The sequence below is a fragment of the Streptomyces gilvosporeus genome (assembly GCF_002082195.1).
Lineage (GTDB): Bacteria > Actinomycetota > Actinomycetes > Streptomycetales > Streptomycetaceae > Streptomyces > Streptomyces gilvosporeus.
In genome coordinates this window covers 5,885,869-5,905,278 of record NZ_CP020569.1, presented here as the reverse complement: position 1 = coordinate 5,905,278, position 19,410 = coordinate 5,885,869, and the positions used below count along the sequence as shown (strand labels likewise).

Sequence of the window (19,410 nt, the reverse complement as noted above, 5' to 3'; positions counted from 1 at the left end):
CCTGACGTGACCACACTGACCAAGACCGAGGACGCACCGGTCCCGGCCGGACCGGACTCCTTCCTCTCCGTCCGCGACCTGCATGTGCGGTTCTCCACCGAGGACGGCGTCGTCAAGGCCGTCGACGGTCTCTCCTTCGACCTCGAACGCGGCAAGACGCTCGGCATCGTCGGCGAGTCCGGCTCCGGCAAGTCCGTCACCAACCTCGCCGTCCTGGGCCTGCACAACCCCAAGTCGACCGAGATCACCGGCGAGATCACGCTGGACGGCGAGACGCTGACCGGGGCCCGGGAAAAGACCCTGGAAAAGCTCCGCGGCAACAAGATGGCCATGATCTTCCAGGACGCGCTCGCCGCGCTCTCGCCGTACTACACGGTGGGCCGGCAGATCGCGGAGCCGTTCATCAAGCACACCGGCGCCTCCAAGCGCGAGGGCCGGCAGCGGGCCATCGAGATGCTGACCAAGGTCGGCATTCCGCAGCCGAATCTGCGGGTGGACGACTATCCGCACCAGTTCTCCGGCGGTATGCGCCAGCGCGCGATGATCGCCATGGCGCTGGTGTGCAACCCCGCGCTGCTGATCGCGGACGAGCCGACCACCGCGCTGGACGTCACCGTCCAGGCGCAGATCCTCGACCTGCTCAAGGACCTCCAGCAGGAGTTCGGCTCCGCGATCATCCTGATCACCCACGACCTGGGCGTGGTCGCCAACACCGCGGACGACCTGCTGGTGATGTACGCGGGCCGGGCGGTCGAGCGCGGCTCGGTCAAGGAGATCCTCACCCAGCCCCAGCACCCCTACACCTGGGGCCTGCTCAGCTCGATGCCGCGGCTGTCCTCGGACGTCAACGAGGCCCTCAACCCGATCCCCGGCGCCCCGCCGAGCCTGCTCGACCCGCCCACCGGCTGCGCCTTCCACCCGCGCTGCGGCTTCGTCGACGAGGTCGCCGGCGCGAGCTGCACCGGGGACCGGCCGTCGCTGGCGCTCGGCCGCGCCGCCGCCTGCCATCTGAACGCCGAGCAGAAGCAGACCTTCTTCACCGAGCAGATCAAGCCCCGGCTGGGCTAGGGAGCCATCACCATGACCGACAACGTCACCCTCCCCACGCCCCGCGACACCGCGCCCGCCCTGGGCGAGCCGCTGCTCACCGCCGAGGGGCTGACCAAGCACTTCCCCATCTACGGCGGCTTCCCGTTCAAGCGGAAGGTCGGCGCCGTACAGGCCGTCGACGGCCTCGATCTGACCGTGCGCGCCGGCGAGAGCTTCGGCCTGGTCGGCGAGTCCGGCTGCGGCAAGTCGACGACCGGGCGACTGCTGACCCGGCTGATGGAGCCGACCGCCGGCAAGATCACCTACGCCGGGCAGGACATCACCCACGCCAACCGCAAGCAGCTGGCACCCGTCCGCTCCGAGATCCAGATGATCTTCCAGGACCCGTATGCCTCGCTGAACCCGCGGCAGACGGTGGGCACCATCATCGGCGGCCCGATGGAGATCAACGGGATCAACCCGCCCGGCGGCCGGGAGAAGCGGATCCGTGAGCTCCTGGCGACCGTGGGACTCAACCCCGAGCACTACAACCGCTTTCCGCACGAATTCTCCGGCGGCCAGCGCCAGCGCATCGGCGTCGCCCGCGCCCTGGCCCTGGAACCGAAGCTGATCGTCGCCGACGAGCCGGTCTCGGCGCTGGACGTCTCCATCCAGGCGCAGGTCGTCAACCTGCTCCAGAAGCTCCAGCGCGAACTGGGCATCGCGTTCCTGTTCATCGCCCACGACCTGGCGATCGTGCGCCACTTCAGCGAGCGGGTCGCGGTGATGTACCTCGGCAAGATCGTGGAGGTGGGCACCCGCGACGAGATCTATATGCGGCCGCGGCACCCGTACACCCACGCGCTGCTCTCCGCCGTGCCCGAGGCCACGCTGGTCGAGGACGACGAGGAGGGCCGCGAGCGCATCCGCCTCGCCGGTGACGTCCCCTCCCCCGTCAACCCGCCCTCGGGCTGCCGCTTCCGCACCCGGTGCTGGAAGGCGCAGGACAAGTGCGCGTCCGAGGAGCCGCCGCTGGTGCAGCTCTCGGGCAACGGGGACGGCCACCTGACGGCCTGCCACTTCCCGGAGGAGCCGACGACCGCGGCGCGCGGCGAGGACATCGTCCTGGACCCGGCGCTGGCGGCCATCGAGGAGGCGGCCGCGGAGGGCGCCCCGAAAGGCGGCGACGACGGCGGCACATCCGGCAAGACGCCCTGACGTCCCGCACTCCGACACCGCGTACGACGGGGGCCCGGCCACAGCGGCCGGGCCCCCGTCCGCGTCAGTCGCCGGGCACCACGTGCCGTTCCTCCGCGAAATGGCACGCCGACGCATGCCGGGCCGGGCTCTCGGTCTCCCGGAACGCCTCGGGCACCTCCAGCGGCGGCACCACCTGGGCGCACAGCGGCTGGGCCTTCCAGCAGCGGGTACGGAAGCGGCAGCCGGACGGCGGATCGGCGGGCGAGGGGACGTCACCGGTCAGCAGGATCCTCCCCCGGCGGCCGCCGGGAGGTCCCCCCACGCGCTGCTCGCGGGCCTCCGGGTCCGGTACGGGCACGGCCGACAGCAGCGCCTGGGTGTAGGGGTGCGTCGGATGCTCGTAGATCTCCTCGTCCGTACCGGTCTCGGCGAGCCGCCCCAGGTACATCACCGCGACCCGGTCGGAGATGTGCCGGACGACGGACAAATCGTGGGCGATGAAGACATAGGAGAGGTCGAACTCGTCCTGGAGGGCCTCCAGGAGGTTGATGACCTGCGCCTGGACGGACACATCCAGCGCGGAGACCGGTTCGTCGGCGACGATGATCTCCGGCCGCAGCGCCAGCCCGCGGGCGATGCCGATGCGCTGCCGCTGGCCGCCGGAGAACTGGTGCGGATAGCGGTTGATGTACTCCGGGTTGAGCCCGACCACGTCCAGCAGGTCCTGCACCTTCTTGCGGCGGTCCCCCTTGGGCGCCACCTCGGGGTGGATCTCGTAGGGCTCGCCGATGATGTCCCCGACCGTCATACGGGGGTTGAGGGAGGTGTACGGGTCCTGGAACACCATCTGGATGTTGCGCCGTACGGCCTTCAGCGCACGCCCGGACAGAGTGGCGATGTCCTGCCCCTGATAGCGGATCTGACCGGACGTCGGCCGCTCCAGCCCCACCAGCATCTTGGCGAGCGTCGACTTCCCGCACCCCGACTCCCCCACGATGCCCAGCGTCTCGCCCTTGTGCAGGTCGAAGGAGACCCCGTCGACGGCCTTGACCGCGCCGATCTGCTTCTTGAAGAGCACGCCCCGGGTCAGCGGATAGTGCTTGACCAGATCCCGGATCTCCAGCACGGGCTCGCCGAGCGCCGACCCGCCGGGGTCGGCGAGGACACCGGGGCTGCCGTCGGGCCGGTCATCGGGCGCCATCGAGGGTCTCCTTCCAGAAGTGGCAGGCGCTGGTCCGGCCGGGGCCCACGTCGTACAGCGGCGGGCGGTCGGTCACGCAGATGTCGCGGGCGAGCGGGCAGCGCGGGTTGAAGGGGCAACCGGGCGGGATGGCGGTCAGGTTGGGCGGCAGGCCCTTGATGGCGTACAGCTCCCGGCCCTTGTGGTCCAGGCGCGGGATGGACTCCAGCAGGCCGCGGGTGTACGGGTGGGCGGGCGCCTTGTAGAGCCGGTGGACCGGGGCGGTCTCCACGATGCGGCCCGCGTACATCACGGCGATGGTGTCGGCGACATCGGCGACCACCCCCAGATCGTGGGTGATCAGGATCAGGCCCATGCGGTACTCGCGCTGGAGCTCGGCGAGCAGGTCCATCACCTGGGCCTGGACGGTGACGTCCAGGGCGGTGGTCGGCTCGTCGGCGATGATCAGGTCGGGGGCCAGGGCCAGCGCCATCGCGATCATGATGCGCTGGCGCATCCCGCCGGAGAACTGGTGCGGATAGTCGTTCACCCGCGCCCGGGCCGCGGGAATGCCCACCCGCTCCATCAGGTCGATGGACCGGCCCCGCGCCTCCTTGCGCGACATCCCCTCGTGGACCTGGAACATCTCCCCCAGCTGGGCCCCGACGCTGAGCACCGGGTTCAGCGAGGACAGCGCGTCCTGGAAGATCATCGCCATCTTGGCGCCGCGCACCTTGCGCCGCTCCTCGCGGCCCAGGGTGAGCAGATCGCGGCCCTGGAAGAGCACCTCGCCACCGGTGACGAAGCCCGGCGGGGAGTCGAGAATGCCCATGACGGCCTGTGCGGTGACGGACTTTCCGGAGCCGGACTCCCCCAGTACGGCCAGCGTCTGGCCCGCCGCCACCCGGTAGCTGACGCCGTTGACGGCCTGGGCGACCCCGTCGCGGGTACGGAACTCCACCCGCAGATCGCGCACCTCCAGCAGCGGCGCGGCCTCCTGGCCCCTGCCGGCCGGCGCCGCCTCGTCCGTATCGGTCATCTGCCCGCTCCTCAGCGCAGCTTGGGGTCGAGGGCGTCGCGTACGGCGTCGCCGAGCATGATGAACGCCAGCACCGTGATGCTCAGCGCGCCCGCGGGCCACAGCAGCATGTGCGGGGCGTTGCGGATGTAGGTGGAGGCCGCGGAGATGTCGATGCCCCAGGAGACGGTCGGCGGCTTCAGCCCCGCGCCCAGGTAGGACAGCGTGGCCTCCAGGGCGATGTACGTCCCCAGGGCGATGGTGGCGACGACGATGACCGGCGCGACGGCGTTCGGTGCGATGTGCCGCAGCAGGAGGCGGCCGTTGCCGGCGCCCAGGGCGCGTGCCGCCTGGACGTAGTCGTTCTGTTTGGCGGTGACCACCGCGCCGCGGGCGATCCGGGAGATCTGCGGCCAGCCGAGCAGCACGATGAAACCGACCACCGGCCACACGGTGCTGCTGGTGATGACGGAGAGGAAGACCAGGCCGCCGAGGATCACCGGGATGCCGAAGAAGATGTCGGCGAGCCGCGAGAGCAGGCCGTCCCACCAGCTGCCGAAGAATCCGGCCAGGCCGCCCAGGAGACCGCCCAGCAGGGCGGCACCCGTGGTGGCGCAGACGCCGACGGTGATGGAGGCGCGGGCCCCGTAGACCACGCGGGTGTAGACGTCCCGGCCCTGGGTGTCGAAGCCGAACGGGTGGCCGGGTTCGGCGCCCTGCTGTGCCTTGGCGAGGTCGCCGCGGTAGGGGTTGCCGCTCGCGATCAGCTGCGGCCAGATCGCGATGAGCACCAGGAAGACGATGACCAGCGCGGAGAGGACGAAGACGGGGTTGCGTCGCAGATCGTGCCAGGCGTCGCTCCACAGGCTGCGCGGTTTGCCGCCGGGTTCGCCGCCGGGCGGTCCGGCGCCCGGGACCCGTTCCAGCGATTCGGCCTCGCCGATGGCCAGCGCGGCGGGGCCGCCGTCGCCGTGCCCGATGGCTTCCCTGGCGGCGTAGGACTCGTACGGTTCGAGGGGCTCAGGCATAGCGGATCCTCGGGTCGAGGACGGCGTAGAGCAGATCGACGAGCAGGTTGGCGATCAGGAAGACCAGCACCAGAATCGTGACGAAGCCGACCACGGTCGGCGAATTCTGCCGCAGGATTCCCTGGTAGAGCTGGAATCCCACCCCGTGGATGTTGAAGATGCGCTCGGTGACGATGGCGCCGCCCATCAGCGCCCCGATATCGGTGCCGATGAAGGTGACGACGGGGATCAGCGAATTGCGCAGCAGATGGCGGGTGATGACGCGGCGCCGGGGAAGTCCCTTGGCGACGGCCGTACGGACGTAGTCGGCGCGGGCGTTCTCCGCGAGGGAGGTACGGGTCAGCCGGGTGACATAGGCGAGCGAGACCAGCGCCAGCACCAGCCCCGGCAACAGGAGTTCATTGAGCGGGGCTTCGGGGGAGACGGTGGGCGCCGCCCATCCCCACTGCACCCCGAAAAGGAACTGGAGCACATAGCCGCTGACGAAGGTGGGGATGGAGACGACGATCAGCGTGAGCAGCAGCACCGAGGTGTCCACGCTCCGGCCGCGCCGCAGGCCGCTGAACACCCCCAGCACGATGCCCACGATCATCTCGATGACGATGGCGACGAGCGTGAGGCGGACGGTGACCGGAAAGGCGTCCTTCATCAGTTCCGTCACCGACTGGCCGTTGAAAGCGGTGCCGAAATTCCCCTGGAAGATCTGCCCCATGTAGTGCAGATACTGCTTGTACAGCGGCTGGTCGAGATAGAGGTCGGCGCGGATACGGGCGGCGGTGGCGGGGTCCGGCGCCCGGTCCCCGAAGAGCGCGGCGACCGGGTCGCCGAGCGCGTACACCATGAAGAAGATCAGGAAGGTGCTGCCGATGAACACCGGGATCATCTGGAGCAGCCGACGGATCACATAACGTCCCACCGCGGTCTCACTGCACCTTGATCTCGTTGAACACCGGCACGCTGAACGGATTCAGCGCCACGTTCGAGAGGCGCGGGGAATAGCCGGCGCTGCCGTTCTGATACCAGAGCGGAATGGCCGGCATCTGCTGGGCCAGGATCTTCTCCGCCTCCTGGAACTTCGCCACCCCCTCGTGGGTGCTGGTCTGCGCGTTCGCCTCGTTCACCAGCCTGTCGAATTCGGCATTGCTGAACTTCCCGTCGTTGGAGGCCGCATTGGTGTAATACAGCGGCTGGAGGAAGTTCTGGATCAGCGGATAGTCCATCTGCCAGCCGGCCCGGAACGGCCCGGTCATCTGCTTCGCCGCGATCTTGTTGCGGAAGTCCGCGAACGTCCCGACCGGCGCACCGACGCATGCGCTGTCGGTGCCCAGCGTGTTGTTGATGCTGTTGCAGATCGCGTCGATCCAGTCCTTGTGCGACCCGGTGTCCGCGTTGTAGGCGAGCGCCATCTTCCCGCCGGGCAGCCCGCCGCCCTCCTGGATCAGCTTCTTGGCCTCTTTGGGGTCGTACTCGCAGGCCGCGCCGCACACCCCCGCCTGGTATCCGCCCTTCTCCCCCAGCACCGGCGAGGTCCAGTCCGTGGCGGGCGTCCGGGTCTTCTGGAAGATCTCCTTGGTGATCTGGTCCCGGTTGATCGCCATCGAGATGCCCTGGCGCAGCTTTGCCTTCCCCGTGCCGCCCCAGTTGTTGTCGTACATCGGGAAGGTGAGGGTCTGGATGATCCCGGCCGGCTGGTTGATGTAGCGGTTTCCCAGATCCCGTTTGACGTTCTTGAGCTGCGCCGCCGGGATGTCGTCGACCAGATCCAGATTCCCCGCCTGGAGGTCGGTGTAGGAGGTGTTGTTGTCCGTGTAGACCCGCAGATCGATACCGTCGTTCCGCGCGGCATCGGGCCCCTTGTACCCGTCCCACTTCCGCATCTTCATCACGCTGCCCTTGGTGTACGACTCGATCGTGTAAGGGCCGTCGCCGATCGGCTTCTTCAGATAGGCGGCGTGGTCGGTGAAGAACGCCTTCGGCAGCGGCATGAAGGCGGCGTATCCCAGGGTGTCGGGCCAGCTGGAGAACTTCTGGTTGAGCGTGACGGTAAAGGTCTTGTCGTCCTTCACGGCCAGCCCCGACAGCGTTTTGGCGGTCGGTGTGCCGCTTGCCGGGTGCACCTTGTCGAACCCGTCGATGTACTGGAAGAAGGAGGCGTTCTTCTGCTTGTTGGTGAGCAGCGCACCGTAATTCCACGCATCCACGAAGGACTTGGCGGTGACCGGCTGCCCGTTGCTGAAGTTCCAGCCGCCCTTCAGCGTCACGGTGAAATGCTGGGAGTCCTTCGTCTCGATCCTGTCCGCGATCACGTTCTCCGCGGCGCCGGTCTTGGGGTTGTAGCGCTTGAGCCCCCGGAAGAGCATCTCCATGACCTTGCCGCCCTGCACCTCATTGGTGTTGGCGGGCTCCAGCGGATTCTGCGGGTCTCCCCAGGACGCGCTGACCACCCCGGAACTCTCCGTCCCGCCGCCCCCGCCGCCGCAGGCCGCGGCCGCGAGGGCGACAGCGATGGCGCATACGGCCCATTTCGCACGGGTGGCTCCACGCATGGGGTGCTGCCTCCTCAGGTTTCCCGAGACGCCTTGGCCATATAAGAGCGCAAAAGGAGTCATAATTCACCCAGCGCCGAACCCCAGCGCTCCGAAAACCCGAGAAAACCCCCGTCTGCCTTAGAGGGGGCGGGGCCGATGACCCGAATGGGCCAGGGGGCGAACGGCCGGCGGATCGAGAATCTGCGGGCGCAGACCGCCGTGCCGAACGACCGTCATCCGCCGGCTCTTCCCTTCGGCCGGACCGGCGCGGCGGACCGCGCCGGAGCGCTCGCCGCGGAATCGGACAGCGCCCGCAGCACCCGCACAAAACTCTCCCGCTCCGCGGCCGGGAAGGGGGCCAGCAACTCCTCCTCGCCCCGCTGGATATCCGCCTGAACGGCGTCCCGCAGCCGCCGCCCCTCCGGGGTGATCGACAGCAGCCGCACCCGCCGGTCCGCCGGATCGGGCCGGCGCCGGATCAGCCCCCGCTCGTCCAGATCGTCGAGCACCGCGATGATCCGCGTCTTGTCCGCCCCGATGGCCTCGGCCAGCGCCGCCTGCGACCGTACCGGGGTCGCCTCGTCGAGCCGCAGCAGCACGGCATACGCCCACATGGCCAGACCGTGCGCCTCCAGGACGGGCAGCTCGGCGGCGACCAGGGCGCGACACAACGGCACCATCATCGCCGCGAGATCGGGGCGCCGGTCTCCGCCGGTCGCCGCGGCCTTCGCCGCCGCCCGGTCTCGCTCTCCGCCGCCCTTGCCTGCGCCCTTGCTCATGCCCGTACCCATGCCCAGAAAATTACTCCTTGACAGATCGTACGCATGCGCACATCGTGTGCTTATGCCTACGAATCCGAATCGACGGCCGTCCGAGGCCCACGCCGCCCTCGCCCGCCTCACCGCCCTGAACGCCGAGGCCGTCCGCGGCAGCCTGGCCGCCGTACACCGTCTCACCCCCGCCGACCTGCCCCGCCGCACGCCCTGCGCCGACTGGACCCTGGCGGATCTGCTCGCCCATATGACCGTCCAGCACCGGGGATTCGCGGCCGCCGCACGCGGGGACGGGCAGGATCCGGCGCACTGGTCGCCGCGCCCGCTCGCCGAGGACCCGATCGCGGACTACGCCGCCGCGGCCGACGACGTCCTCGCGGCGTTCGCCGAGGTCACCGACCCCGACCAGACCTTCGCCCTCCCCGAGGCCACGGCCGCCCCGGCATTCCCGGCCCTGCACGCCATCGGCTTCCACTTCATCGACTACGTCGTCCACGGCTGGGACGTCGCCCGCACCCTGGATCTCCCGTACGCCCCGGAACCGGCACTCCTGGAAGCCGCCCTTCCGGTCGCCCACGCCGTCCCCTCCGGCGACGACTACCGGCTGGCCCCGGGCAGCGCCTTCGCCCCACCCCTCCCGGACGGCGACGGGGCAAGCCTGCTCGACCGGATCCTGACCACCCTGGGCCGCTCCCCGTCCTGGAGCCCGTCATGCCCCGCCTGAGGTCCGGCGGCACGTTTGGACGGGCCGCCATCTCCCCTGGAAGGGCGGCGAGTTGACCGCCCTCCCGTCACGGTCGCCGTGCTGTCGCCGTCGCCTCAGGCGACATCCTTGCGCGACACCGCCACGTAGGCGACGAACCCCACGATCGCGATCAGCCAGTACAGGCTGACCGGTCCGGTCCCCAGCCCCAGTCCGCCACGGCGGACCGACACCGCCATCCAGTCCGCGATCGAGGCACCGAGCGGCCGGGTCACGACATACGCGAACCAGAAGGACGGAATGGCGCCCAGCCCGAACTTCCACCGCCCCAGCGCCGGAACGGCCATCACGGCGGCGAACAGTCCGATGGATCCGAGATATCCCAACGCCATGGTGCCGGCCGTCATATCACCCGCGGCCGTGCCGAGCGCGAAGGTCGCCAGCACCGTGGCCCAGTAAAAGCTTTCCCGGCGCCGGGTGTAAATGCTGTGAATCGACAGCGTTTTCTCACTCGCATACCAGATCGCGAAAACAGCGGCCAGAACGCCCAGGAATACGAGAGTGGACGTGAGATACGGAACTCCCAGTCCCACATGGGCCACATCGGCGGCCATCGTCCCGAAGACGCTCACCATCACGATGGCGGTCCAGTAGATCCAGGCCACATACCGCCGCACCCAGAACTGCACCACCACGGTGACCAGCAGCGCGACGCCGGCAATCCCGACCGCCGTCACGGGGTCGAGCAGATGCGCCAAGTAGTCCGAAAGCGTTTCACCCATTCCCGTGGTCAGCAACTTGATGATCCAGAAGTACACCGTGACTTCCGGAACCTTGCTCATCGCATTCCGCGCAGGGGCCATTACGGGCCGATCCTGCTGGAGTTGGCCTGTCGTCATGGCCGAAGGATGGCACACCGAATTGGCCGGACGATCATCCCCCGGCCCGTCACGAAAAAGGTAAGAGGGGGGTAGGAGTTGTTGCGGTATCCGGTGTGAAAGGGAGCCATGAATTGCCGTGAATGTTCCCCCATGGGCGGGTCGGGCCCGGTTACCGGTCGCGCTCGCCCTCCTCGCCCGAAAAGGCGAGCGAGGCGCGGCGGTACGGGTGCGCGACGGCGGCCAGGCGGTGCGGGCGCCACAGGTCGTCGTCATCGCTGAGGCTGAGCCCGTCCCCGCGCCGCAGCAGCCAGATCTGCTCCGACTGGAAGTGCAGCACGGCGTCCCCGCGGACGCGGCCCAACAGGCCGTCCACCAGCCGAATCATGTCGTCCTGCTGCGTGGGGGACGGGGTCCCCCGGCCGAGCCGGAAGAACGCCCACACCGTCGTCGTGATCCCGAGGTCGCCGACCACCGGATCCCACGACCGCGGCAGGCCGTCCAGCCGAGGCTCGCCGGCCCGGATCCAGGTGCCCCCCGTCGTCACCACGCCCTCGCCGAGTATCAGCTCGGCGCTGGCCGCCGCGTCGAACAGCCCGGCCGATCGCCCGACTTCACACAGCGCCCCGGCGACCTCCGCCGCGGACATCGCCGTCGCCATGTCGAGGTCGTAGGAAATGGCCATGACGGATGCCGGGTCAGCTTCCCGCGCCCGTGTCGCCGGTAGCGCCCGTAGCGCCCTCGACGATCAGCCGCTTGCTGTCCATGTTGCGCGTACGCAGAGGCGCAATCGCCTGATAGGCCGCCGAGTCGTTCCATGCGTGCGCGGCCTCGACGCTCGGGAATTCGAGCACGACTATCCGGCCGGGCTGCCAGTCGCCTTCGATGACCTCATACGCTCCCCCACGCACGAGAAACCGCCCACCGTAGGGTTCGAGCGTCGCCTGGACGCCTGCGCGGTACTGCTCCACCTCGTCGATGTCGCCGGTCAGTTGGACATCTGCGATTACATAAGCGCTCATGCGGCCAGACGGTACCCGCGCCCCCGACTCACGGCACGCGCATTACGGTGCCGTCCTTCAAGGACCGCACGAGCCCCCGGAGGGCGGCGGCGCTGGTGGCCATCACCGTCGCGGGGGCGTCGCTTTCGCGGAGGTGACGGGTGCCGGATGGCGATGCGGCCACCTCAACACACGTGTCAGCGCCACCCTCACTGAAACTGGACTTCTGCCAGAGGAGTTGGGACATGCGCAGCCCTTCCTACGGTGTGGGCGCATCCAAGTCGCCCGCCTTCACGGCCTGTACGAGGTCCCGGAGGATGGCAGGGGTGGTGGTCATCACGGAGGCCGGGGCATCGCTTTCGCGGAGGTGACAGGTGCCGGACGGGCAGACGGCCACCTCAACACACTGGTCGGACCCCGGTTCGCTGAAGCTGGACTTCTGCCAGATGAGTTGAGACATCTGCACCTTCCTAGAGCAAGGGGTACAAGAGTCGCTGGATCAACCCCAGCGAGTCCTTCGTCAGGTGTGCCTCAGGTTGGACAGCAGCGTCCACCGGAAGCAAGGCCGTTTCGCTCAGGCTAGCGAACCAATCGTTGTACCGAGCCAGTGATTCCTCGTCTCCCAGGTTCAGTGATTTCTCGATGCGCGGCACGACGACGGTGCCCAACTCGGGTACTGCCGGCTCGAGCAGCGTAAAGGGGGTGCCAAACGGCGACGGGCCATCGAACGGCAAGACCTGAATCGTCACGTTTGGCATCCGAGACGCCTCGATTAGCCGCAACAACTGGCTGCGCATGACCTCTGGACTCCCCAAGGTCACGTGGAGTGCGGCTTCGTGGATGATCGCGTGAAACTGAGGCGGGCGCTCGTTGGTCAGCACTTCTTGCCGTCGCATGCGGAACTCGACGTCGAGATCCTGCTCTTCAGGTGACACGCGGGTGTAGCCACGCCTGAATGCGGCCGTCGCGTACGCCTGAGTCTGAAGCAGAACCGGGACGAACGTCGGCTCGTATGTGACCAGTCGCACCGCGCCAGCCTCCAACCCGGCCATATCCAGCAACGACGGCCTGACTCGTCCTTGGTAGGCGCTCCACCATCCCTTACCCGGGTCCTGCCCCATCTCCACCAGCGCGTCTAGATACGTTGGGTTTACCCCATCCACCTCGCGCGAGAGGGCACGCAGCCGCTCCGGCGATAGGCCCGTGCGACCGGACTCGACGGCGCTGATGTGCCCCTGGCGCATCCCCATCACCGCAGCGCCCTCACCCACAGACAGACCCGCACGCTCGCGCAACCTACGAACCTCTGCCCCAAACCGACGCTGACGGTATGTGGGGTTGGCCCTGAGTCCCATAACTCGCCCCCCTGAAGGTTCAGTTGTGAAAACCCAACGCTAGTCGCTACCTTGAGTATGGCGCCAGTCACAGAAGGTACTCAACTGGAGGCTGCCATGCGCACGCCCGCAGAGACCTGGCCCTACGGACTCTTCATCCCCCACGATCCCCGCGCAGTCGGCGTCGTACGAGCCGCGCTACGCCACATCCTCGCCGGGGCGAAGCTCAACTGCCTCGCCGACACCGCGGAGTTGATGGCCTCGGAGCTCGTGACCAACGCCTACCGCTACACCAAGACCGACGCCTACGTCAGCGTCGACCGATCGCCCCACGACCTCACCATCGCCGTATGGGACACCGGAACCGGCAGCCCGGAACAGCAAAAGGCCGCGCCCGAGGACGAGTTCGGGCGCGGCCTCGGCATCGTCGATGCGTGTGCCGACTCGTGGGGCGTACGGGACTGCCCCAACGGGAAGTCGGTGTGGTTCACCTTGGCCCCATAGCGAAAGCCATGGCCATACGGCGACGGGGCGCCCCTCCCGCAGGAGGAACGCCCCGTCACACAACAGGCAGAAGATCAGCCGTGCTTCGCACGCGACGCCGCGCGGGCGCGCTCGCGGGCGTCCAGGTTGACCTTGCGGATGCGGACCGCCTCGGGGGTCACCTCGACGCACTCGTCGTCGCGGCAGAACTCCAGGGACTGCTCCAGGGAGAGCTTGCGCGGCGGGACGATGGCCTCGAATGAGTCGGCCGAGGACGACCGCATGTTGGTGAGCTTCTTCTCCTTGGTGATGTTGACGTCCATGTCGTCGGAGCGGGAGTTCTCGCCGACGATCATGCCCTCGTACACCTCGGTGCCCGGCTCGGTGAAGAGCACGCCGCGCTCCTGGAGGTTGGTCATCGCGAAGGCGGTGACCGCGCCGGAGCGGTCGGCGACCAGGGAGCCGTTGTTACGGGTCTGGAGGGGGCCGAACCAGGGCTCGTGGCCCTCGTGGATGGAGTGGGCGATGCCCGTACCGCGGGTGTTGGTCAGGAACTCCGTACGGAAGCCGATCAGACCGCGGGAGGGGACGACGAACTCCATGCGGACCCAGCCGGAGCCGTGGTTGGACATGTTGTCCATGCGGCCCTTGCGGGTGCCCATGAGCTGGGTGACGGCGCCCATGTGCTCCTCGGGCACGTCGATCGTCATGCGCTCGACCGGCTCGTAGGTCTTGCCGTCGACGTCCTTGGTGACCACCTGCGGCTTGCCGATGGTCATCTCGAAGCCCTCGCGGCGCATCTGCTCGACCAGGATGGCCAGCGCCAGCTCACCGCGGCCCTGCACCTCCCAGGCGTCGGGGCGCTCGGTGTCCAGGACGCGCAGCGAGACGTTACCGATCAGCTCGCGCTCCAGGCGGTCCTTGACCTGGCGGGCGGTGACCTTGCGGTCCTTTATCGCGGACTTGGCGTCCGCGCCCTTGCCCGTGCCGCCGCGGCCGACCAGCGGGGAGGTGTTGGTGCCGATGGTCATGGAGATGGCCGGCTCGTCCACCGTGATCAGCGGGAGGGCGATCGGGTTCTCCGGGTCGGCGAGGGTCTCACCGATCATGATGTCGGGGATGCCGGCGACGGCGCAGATGTCACCGGGGCCCGCCTTCTCGGCCGGCTTGCGGGTGAGCGCCTCGGTCATCATCAGCTCGCTGATGCGGACGTTGGCGACCGTGCCGTCGCGCTTGATCCAGGCGACGGTCTGGCCCTTCTTCAGCTCGCCCTGCTCGACGCGGAGCAGCGCGATACGGCCGAGGAAGTTGTCGGCGTCGAGGTTGGTGACGTGGGCCTGGAGGGGGGCCGTCTCGTCGTACTCGGGGGCCGGGACGTGCTCCAGGATCGTGGAGAAGAACGGCTCCAGGTTGGTGCTGTCCGCCGGGACGGTGCCGTCCTCCGGCTTGGTCAGCGAGGCGATGCCGTCACGGCCGCAGGCGTAGACGATCGGGAACTCGATCTGCTCCTCGTCCGCGTCCAGGTCGAGGAAGAGGTCGTAGGTCTCGTTGACGACCTCGTCGATGCGGGAGTCCGGGCGGTCCGTCTTGTTGATGCACAGGATGACGGGCAGGCGCTGCTGGAGGGCCTTGCGCAGCACGAAACGGGTCTGCGGGAGGGGGCCCTCGGAGGCGTCCACCAGCAGGACGACCGCGTCGACCATCGACAGACCGCGCTCGACCTCGCCGCCGAAGTCGGCGTGGCCGGGGGTGTCGATGATGTTGATCGTGATCACGTCCCCGCCGTCCTTGGGGTGGTACTTGACGGCGGTGTTCTTCGCCAGGATCGTGATGCCCTTCTCACGCTCCAGGTCGTTCGAGTCCATGACGCGGTCGTCGACGGACTCCAGCTGGTGGGCGGCGAACGCGCCGGCCTGCTTGAGCATGGCGTCGACGATGGTCGTCTTGCCGTGGTCGACGTGGGCGACGATGGCTACGTTGCGAATGTCATGGCGCGTGGGCACTAGCGGTGCTTCTCCCGGAATCGTGGTTGGCTACGCGTACGGACCGGTACGCGCGCCCGCCGGGCTTGGATGACGCCACGGCCTCACCCCATGGTACGGGGCTGCGGCGACAACGGCCGCCGCAGCCCGTTTCCACCGCCTCTGACCTGCGGTTTCTCACCGGTTGTTAGCTCTGGCTGCACCTTTACTTCGTGTAGCCGATGTCTTGGAAGCGCGGCGAGGCGAATCCGAACGCACCGATGTTGGCGAGGCCCTTTCTGGTCGCCACGAGCTCCGGGCGCTGATAGAGGGGGATGGATCCGGCCACCGCCCAGATCCGGGCGTCGGCCTGCGCCATCAGATGCTCCGCCGCGTCCTGGTCCAGCTCGGAGGCGGCCTGCTCGAAGAGCTGGTCGATGTGGTCGGTGCCGACACGGGTGTAGTTCTGCTCGACGGTCAGCGAGCCGTCGGCGGCGGGTTCGGGCTTCGCGTAGATGGGACGGGCGTCGGTGGCCGGATAGGCGGTGCCCGGCCAGGAGTAGAGCGCCAGGTCGTAGTCGCCGGCGGCGATGTGGTCCTGGAAGTAACCGGCGTCGGCGACCCGCTGGACGGAGGTCTGGATGCCGACCTTGGCGAGCATGGCCGAGATCCGCTCCCCCACGGTGCGCAGCTGCTCGGAGTTCGCGCCGTCGGGGAGGACGAAGCGCAGGGTGAGCGGTTTGCCGTTCTTGCGCAGGGCGGGGACGACGGCCGTCTTCTTGTGCGGCGCTCCCTTGGCCCGGGAGTCCGCGCCCTCGGCCCGGGAGTCGTCGTCGGCGGGGACCTGCGCGGCGGCCACCGGGTGCGCCGGTTCCTCGTCGGCGCGGCCCTGCTCGGCGCCGATCGGGCGGGCCGCGGCGGGGCCGGTGTCCTGGCCGGTCTCGATCCGCTCGGCGGCGCCCAGCGCCCGCGCGGCGCGCCGCTGGAAGGCGCGGGAGGTCGTGGTGGCACCGGCCTGCTCCTGGGCGGCGGCCTCGGCCTTGTAGAGGGCGGCGCTCTGGTGCAGCAGCGCGGAGCGCTGGACCTCGGCGCCGACCGCGCCGGCGGCGGAGAGCGGGGCGTCGGCGGCGGCGGGCCGGGCGCCGGGGCCGTAGTCCTGCACGGCGGCGCCGGAGGCGGACGCGCCGGCCCGGTCGGCGTGCCCGGGACGCTCCGGATTGCGGCCGTCGGTGGCGCCCCGCTTGCGGGACGGCTCCCTCGCGGCGCCCGAGGCGCTGGGCGCGGCCGCGTGCGGCTTCTGCTTGGCCTGTTGCGTGAGGCCGCCCGGCTTCCAGCCCGCGTCCGCCAGCAGCGACCGGGCCGCGTCGGCGTCCGGCCCGCCGACCGCGTCGCTGTGGTCCTCGTAGCCCTCCTGTCCGGCCAGCAGCAGATGGCTGCCGAGGGGGCTGGCGGGCAGGCTGAGCGGTTTGAGGACGGTGTCGGCGAGCGCCTGGCGGTCGATGGCGCGGGCCACGGCCCGGCGGACGCGTTCGTCGCTGAGCGGGCCGGTGCTGCCGTTGAGGGCGAGCTGGGTGTAGGCGGGCTCCAGGGCCTTGCGGACGGTGTAGCCGCGCAGGGCGGTGCGGGCCGCGGGTTTCGCGTCCGCACCGGACTTGGCTCCGGAGCCCGCGGGGTGGCCAGCCGAGGCGACCTTACGGGCGGCGGCCTGGTCGACCTCGGCGACGTCGACGGCCCCGGCGGCGAGGGCGGCGGCCCGGCGCTCGCGCGGCAGCTCGGTGAAGACGATCCGGTCGAGCTTGGCGCGGGCGCCCCACCATCTGGGGTTGCGGACCAGGGTGAGGCGGTCGCCGTGCGCCGCCCGCTCGGCCATCATGAACGGCCCGGCCGCGACCTTGAGCCGCTCGCGGGTGCCGTCGTTGAAGGCGTCGGCGTCGCCCATCACGCTCTTCGGGTAGAGGGGGGAGAACAGGGAGCGCCAGTCGGCGTAGGGCCGGGCGAAGGTGACCTTGACCTCGTTGCGGTGCGCGCCCTGGGCGACCTTGGCGATCCGGTCGTATCCGGCGTTGCGGGCGGTCCAGTAAGCGTTGTCCCGGCCGCGGAGCGCCTTCCACTGGGCGAGGAAGTCGGCGGCGCCGATCCGGCGGCCGTCGCTCCAGCGCGCCTTGGGGTTGATCTTGTAGGTGACGACCTGCTTGGGGTCGCGGGCGGTGATGTCGGCGGCGTCCAGGTAGTCGGCGTTGCGCTGCGGGCGACCGCGCTCGTCGAGGGTGAAGAGGGTGGGCAGCACCGCGCCGGTGATCCGGGTGGTGGTGGCGTCGGCGTCGGCCTGGAAGGCGTTGAGGGTGCCGGGCATGGTGTCAACGGCCCACCGGAGGGTGCCGCCGTCCTTCAGCCGTTCCCGGGCGGCCGGGGCGATGTCCTGCGAGGCGCCGGCCGCCGCGTCCGAGGCGTCGTCGCCGCTGCATCCGGCCAGGACCGGCAGCGGGAGCAGGACCCCGGCCGCGATCAGCGCGGCACAGCGGCGCCTGCGGCACGCTGAGCTGACTTGGTCGGTCATGGTCGTTACCTCCGAGGCTCGCCCGCGCCGCGCCAACACGTCCGGCCGACTTTGCGGCTCATCACATCTATGGCTCCCCTACTGAAGGCGACCGGTCCCGGCGCGGCCGTACGACACGTCGTCTGCCGTAACAACCTCACCCGTCCGGCCCCGAGCGAGACCCCGGGAAACGGGAAACGCGACCCGAACGGCGGTGTGACACCGGCTACTTCGCCGTCCGCCGTGCCGCCGCGTACGACCCGCCGCCGTACCGGCGTTCGAGGGGTGTCGCGGAGCAGGATTGCCGAAACGCACCGGTTCGAGTCGTAATCGCGCCTGCCCCCTTCCCAACGCCTACTGTGACGCGCGACACTCGCGGGCGCATGAGATCGCCCAGCACACCCTTCGGAGGTGAGGGCTATGTCCCTTCAGGACGCATTGACGGCGGTGGAACGCCATCTGACCGAGCTGATCCGGTCCGTGGCGCGGCTGGAGGAACAGGTCGGCACCGGGCTGGACATGCGACGGGTGCGCAGCGACGCCAACCATCTGCGCGAGAGCCTCGGCCTGCTCAAGGAGAGTGCGACGGGTGCGAAGGCGGCCCGGCCCGGGGCCGGGGACGAGATGGTGCCGATCCCGGATGCGCCCTACGACGCCAAGCTGTGGACGGACGCCGAGGACGAGGGGCTCGGCGCCAAGGACCGGCATGCGCCTTAGGGGAGAAGGCCCTTAGGGGGAATCCCTTAGGGGTCGGGCGCGCCCCACTCAGAGCCCTACCCCTGGCGGAGGCGGAGCACCCGCATCGGGCACCGCCCGCACCGCCCGCCCCGCACCGCCCACCCACGGAAGTACCCACCACGGAGACCGACGTTGGCCACTGGTACCGAACCCTCATCGCAAGCGGGAGCGAGCGGCGTGCACGCCGCCTCGCGGGCCGCGATCCCCGCCCGTCATCTGCGGACCGACAGATGGTGGCTGGCCCCGGCCTGCACCGCCGCCGGGCTGCTCGCGTTCGTCGTCTACTCGACCTGGCGGGCCTTCGCGAACGCGGACTACTACCACGCGCCCTATGTGTCGCCGTTCTACTCGCCGTGCCTGGCGCAGAACTGCCAGACCATGCACGGCGGCCCCAACTGGGAGATCGTCGGGCCCTGGTGGGGTCTTTCCCCCGCCCTGCTGATCCTGATCTTCCCGCTGGGCTTCCGGCTGACCTGCTACTACTACCGCAAGGCCTACTACCGCGGCTTCTGGGCCTCGCCGCCGGCCTGCGCGGTCGCCGAACCGCACAAGAAGTACACCGGCGAGACCCGCTTCCCACTGATCCTCCAGAACATCCACCGCTACTTCTTCTACTTCGCGGTGCTGGTGGCCTGTGTCCTGACGTTCGACACGGTGCTGGCCTTCCGCGACGAGCACTACCGCTGGGGGCATATGGGCCTGGGCACCCTGGTCTTCCTGGCGAACATCGTGCTGATCTGGGCGTACACCCTCTCCTGCCACTCCTGCCGGCACATCATCGGCGGCCGGCTGCGGCACTTCTCCAAGCACCCCGTGCGCTACCGGCTGTGGGGCTGGGTCGGCAAGCTCAACGAGCGGCACATGCTGCTGGCCTGGTGCTCGCTGTTCAGCGTCGGATTCGCCGATCTGTATGTGTATCTGCTGGCCACCGGGGCCTTCGCCGACCCGCGGTTCTTCTGAGCCGCGGCCGTTCCGAGGCAGCCCCCTAATTCAAATCCGTAACGAAAGGTGTGGCGTCTG

At 69.3% G+C, this 19,410-nt stretch carries 20 protein-coding genes; 6 read left to right on the top strand and 14 right to left on the bottom strand.

The genetic code is table 11. The annotated features are described in order from the left end of the window. Nucleotides 1-6 precede the first annotated feature (6 nt). Nucleotides 7-1,068 carry an ABC transporter ATP-binding protein gene (locus B1H19_RS26475; protein ID WP_083107247.1) on the top strand — a complete coding sequence of 354 codons (1,062 nt, stop codon included), beginning with the start codon at nt 7-9 and terminating at the stop codon, nt 1,066-1,068. Between the two features lie 12 nt (nt 1,069-1,080). Beyond that, a complete protein-coding gene (locus B1H19_RS26470; protein ID WP_083107246.1) occupies nt 1,081-2,247 on the top strand; it encodes an ABC transporter ATP-binding protein in 1,167 nt (388 codons plus the stop codon). Between the two features lie 64 nt (nt 2,248-2,311). Here B1H19_RS26470 and B1H19_RS26465 read toward each other — a convergent pair whose 3' ends face one another. The 6 genes from B1H19_RS26465 to B1H19_RS26440 form a co-directional block, all read right to left on the bottom strand. After that, the gene (locus B1H19_RS26465; protein WP_083107245.1) at nt 2,312-3,430 is read right to left on the bottom strand and encodes an ABC transporter ATP-binding protein; all 1,119 of its coding nucleotides are present in this window, start codon (nt 3,428-3,430) and stop codon (nt 2,312-2,314) included. Then, nucleotides 3,417-4,448, bottom strand: coding sequence for an ABC transporter ATP-binding protein (locus B1H19_RS26460; RefSeq protein ID WP_083107244.1), 1,032 nt, complete (start codon nt 4,446-4,448; stop codon nt 3,417-3,419). The genes B1H19_RS26465 and B1H19_RS26460 overlap by 14 nt, the downstream gene beginning before the upstream one ends. 11 nt (nt 4,449-4,459) lie before the next feature. Continuing rightward, nucleotides 4,460-5,455, bottom strand: a complete 996-nt coding sequence (locus B1H19_RS26455; RefSeq protein WP_083107243.1) for an ABC transporter permease — start codon at nt 5,453-5,455, stop codon at nt 4,460-4,462. Further along, entirely contained in the window at nt 5,448-6,371 is a 924-nt protein-coding gene (locus tag B1H19_RS26450) for an ABC transporter permease (protein WP_083107242.1), read from the bottom strand. Before B1H19_RS26450 ends, B1H19_RS26455 begins: the two co-directional genes overlap by 8 nt. Before the next feature lie 7 nt (nt 6,372-6,378). Further along, nucleotides 6,379-8,001, bottom strand: a complete 1,623-nt coding sequence (locus B1H19_RS26445; RefSeq protein WP_083107241.1) for a peptide ABC transporter substrate-binding protein — start codon at nt 7,999-8,001, stop codon at nt 6,379-6,381. A gap of 215 nt (nt 8,002-8,216) precedes the next feature. Beyond that, nucleotides 8,217-8,762 carry a MarR family winged helix-turn-helix transcriptional regulator gene (locus B1H19_RS26440; RefSeq protein WP_083109895.1) on the bottom strand — a complete coding sequence of 182 codons (546 nt, stop codon included), beginning with the start codon at nt 8,760-8,762 and terminating at the stop codon, nt 8,217-8,219. Nucleotides 8,763-8,826: 64 nt separating this feature from the next. On the opposite strand from B1H19_RS26440, the gene B1H19_RS26435 reads away from it, so the two are divergent. Further along, entirely contained in the window at nt 8,827-9,480 is a 654-nt protein-coding gene (locus B1H19_RS26435) for a TIGR03086 family metal-binding protein (protein WP_083107240.1), read from the top strand. A 95-nt stretch (nt 9,481-9,575) separates the two neighbouring features. Here the strand turns inward: B1H19_RS26435 and B1H19_RS26430 are convergent, their stop codons facing one another. From B1H19_RS26430 to B1H19_RS26405, 6 genes are all read right to left on the bottom strand, one after another. After that, on the bottom strand, nt 9,576-10,358 hold the full coding sequence (locus B1H19_RS26430) for a COG4705 family protein (protein ID WP_083107239.1): 783 nt from the start codon (nt 10,356-10,358) through the stop codon (nt 9,576-9,578). A 151-nt stretch (nt 10,359-10,509) separates the two neighbouring features. Continuing rightward, entirely contained in the window at nt 10,510-11,022 is a 513-nt protein-coding gene (locus B1H19_RS26425) for a SitI3 family protein (RefSeq protein ID WP_083107238.1), read from the bottom strand. A 13-nt stretch (nt 11,023-11,035) separates the two neighbouring features. Beyond that, nucleotides 11,036-11,359, bottom strand: a complete 324-nt coding sequence (locus tag B1H19_RS26420) for a DUF1330 domain-containing protein (protein WP_083107237.1) — start codon at nt 11,357-11,359, stop codon at nt 11,036-11,038. 28 nt (nt 11,360-11,387) lie between these two features. Beyond that, nucleotides 11,388-11,585 (bottom strand): DUF397 domain-containing protein, encoded by a 198-nt coding sequence (locus tag B1H19_RS26415; protein ID WP_083107236.1) that lies wholly within the window; start codon nt 11,583-11,585, stop codon nt 11,388-11,390. Nucleotides 11,586-11,597: 12 nt separating this feature from the next. After that, nucleotides 11,598-11,798 (bottom strand): DUF397 domain-containing protein, encoded by a 201-nt coding sequence (locus B1H19_RS26410; protein ID WP_083107235.1) that lies wholly within the window; start codon nt 11,796-11,798, stop codon nt 11,598-11,600. A 10-nt stretch (nt 11,799-11,808) separates the two neighbouring features. After that, a complete protein-coding gene (locus B1H19_RS26405; protein ID WP_083107234.1) occupies nt 11,809-12,693 on the bottom strand; it encodes a helix-turn-helix domain-containing protein in 885 nt (294 codons plus the stop codon). A gap of 96 nt (nt 12,694-12,789) precedes the next feature. On the opposite strand from B1H19_RS26405, the gene B1H19_RS26400 reads away from it, so the two are divergent. Further along, complete coding sequence (locus B1H19_RS26400) at nt 12,790-13,176, top strand: ATP-binding protein (protein ID WP_083107233.1); 387 nt, start codon at nt 12,790-12,792, stop codon at nt 13,174-13,176. A 74-nt stretch (nt 13,177-13,250) separates the two neighbouring features. On the opposite strand, the gene typA is transcribed toward B1H19_RS26400, so the two are convergent. Together typA and B1H19_RS26390 are read right to left on the bottom strand one after the other, a co-directional pair. After that, nucleotides 13,251-15,158 (bottom strand): translational GTPase TypA, encoded by a 1,908-nt coding sequence (typA, locus tag B1H19_RS26395; protein WP_083107232.1) that lies wholly within the window; start codon nt 15,156-15,158, stop codon nt 13,251-13,253. Between the two features lie 184 nt (nt 15,159-15,342). Continuing rightward, nucleotides 15,343-17,673 (bottom strand): ABC transporter family substrate-binding protein, encoded by a 2,331-nt coding sequence (locus B1H19_RS26390; RefSeq protein ID WP_083107231.1) that lies wholly within the window; start codon nt 17,671-17,673, stop codon nt 15,343-15,345. A 399-nt stretch (nt 17,674-18,072) separates the two neighbouring features. Here B1H19_RS26390 and B1H19_RS26385 point away from each other — a divergent pair, with 399 nt between their 5' ends. Beyond that, a complete protein-coding gene (locus B1H19_RS26385) occupies nt 18,073-18,369 on the top strand; it encodes a hypothetical protein (protein ID WP_083107230.1) in 297 nt (98 codons plus the stop codon). A gap of 153 nt (nt 18,370-18,522) precedes the next feature. Continuing rightward, nucleotides 18,523-19,350: a hypothetical protein gene (locus B1H19_RS26380; protein ID WP_083107229.1), complete on the top strand. Its 828-nt coding sequence runs from the start codon at nt 18,523-18,525 to the stop codon at nt 19,348-19,350. Nucleotides 19,351-19,410: the final 60 nt, after the last annotated feature.

Excerpts from the sequence above, each read along its gene's own strand:
- B1H19_RS26440 (WP_083109895.1), bottom strand. The coding sequence starts at position 8,762 with ATGAGCAAGGGCGCAGGCAAGGGCGGCGGAGAGCGAGACCGGGCGGCG.
- B1H19_RS26455 (WP_083107243.1), bottom strand. The coding sequence starts at position 5,455 with ATGCCTGAGCCCCTCGAACCGTACGAGTCCTACGCCGCCAGGGAAGCC.
- B1H19_RS26390 (WP_083107231.1), bottom strand. The coding sequence starts at position 17,673 with ATGACCGACCAAGTCAGCTCAGCGTGCCGCAGGCGCCGCTGTGCCGCG.
- B1H19_RS26385 (WP_083107230.1), top strand. The coding sequence starts at position 18,073 with ATGTCCCTTCAGGACGCATTGACGGCGGTGGAACGCCATCTGACCGAG.
- B1H19_RS26415 (WP_083107236.1), bottom strand. The coding sequence starts at position 11,585 with ATGTCCCAACTCCTCTGGCAGAAGTCCAGTTTCAGTGAGGGTGGCGCT.
- B1H19_RS26425 (WP_083107238.1), bottom strand. The coding sequence starts at position 11,022 with ATGGCCATTTCCTACGACCTCGACATGGCGACGGCGATGTCCGCGGCG.
- B1H19_RS26410 (WP_083107235.1), bottom strand. The coding sequence starts at position 11,798 with ATGTCTCAACTCATCTGGCAGAAGTCCAGCTTCAGCGAACCGGGGTCC.
- B1H19_RS26435 (WP_083107240.1), top strand. The coding sequence starts at position 8,827 with ATGCCTACGAATCCGAATCGACGGCCGTCCGAGGCCCACGCCGCCCTC.
- B1H19_RS26470 (WP_083107246.1), top strand. The coding sequence starts at position 1,081 with ATGACCGACAACGTCACCCTCCCCACGCCCCGCGACACCGCGCCCGCC.
- B1H19_RS26465 (WP_083107245.1), bottom strand. The coding sequence starts at position 3,430 with ATGGCGCCCGATGACCGGCCCGACGGCAGCCCCGGTGTCCTCGCCGAC.
- B1H19_RS26460 (WP_083107244.1), bottom strand. The coding sequence starts at position 4,448 with ATGACCGATACGGACGAGGCGGCGCCGGCCGGCAGGGGCCAGGAGGCC.
- B1H19_RS26430 (WP_083107239.1), bottom strand. The coding sequence starts at position 10,358 with ATGACGACAGGCCAACTCCAGCAGGATCGGCCCGTAATGGCCCCTGCG.
- B1H19_RS26420 (WP_083107237.1), bottom strand. The coding sequence starts at position 11,359 with ATGAGCGCTTATGTAATCGCAGATGTCCAACTGACCGGCGACATCGAC.
- B1H19_RS26445 (WP_083107241.1), bottom strand. The coding sequence starts at position 8,001 with ATGCGTGGAGCCACCCGTGCGAAATGGGCCGTATGCGCCATCGCTGTC.
- B1H19_RS26400 (WP_083107233.1), top strand. The coding sequence starts at position 12,790 with ATGCGCACGCCCGCAGAGACCTGGCCCTACGGACTCTTCATCCCCCAC.
- B1H19_RS26405 (WP_083107234.1), bottom strand. The coding sequence starts at position 12,693 with ATGGGACTCAGGGCCAACCCCACATACCGTCAGCGTCGGTTTGGGGCA.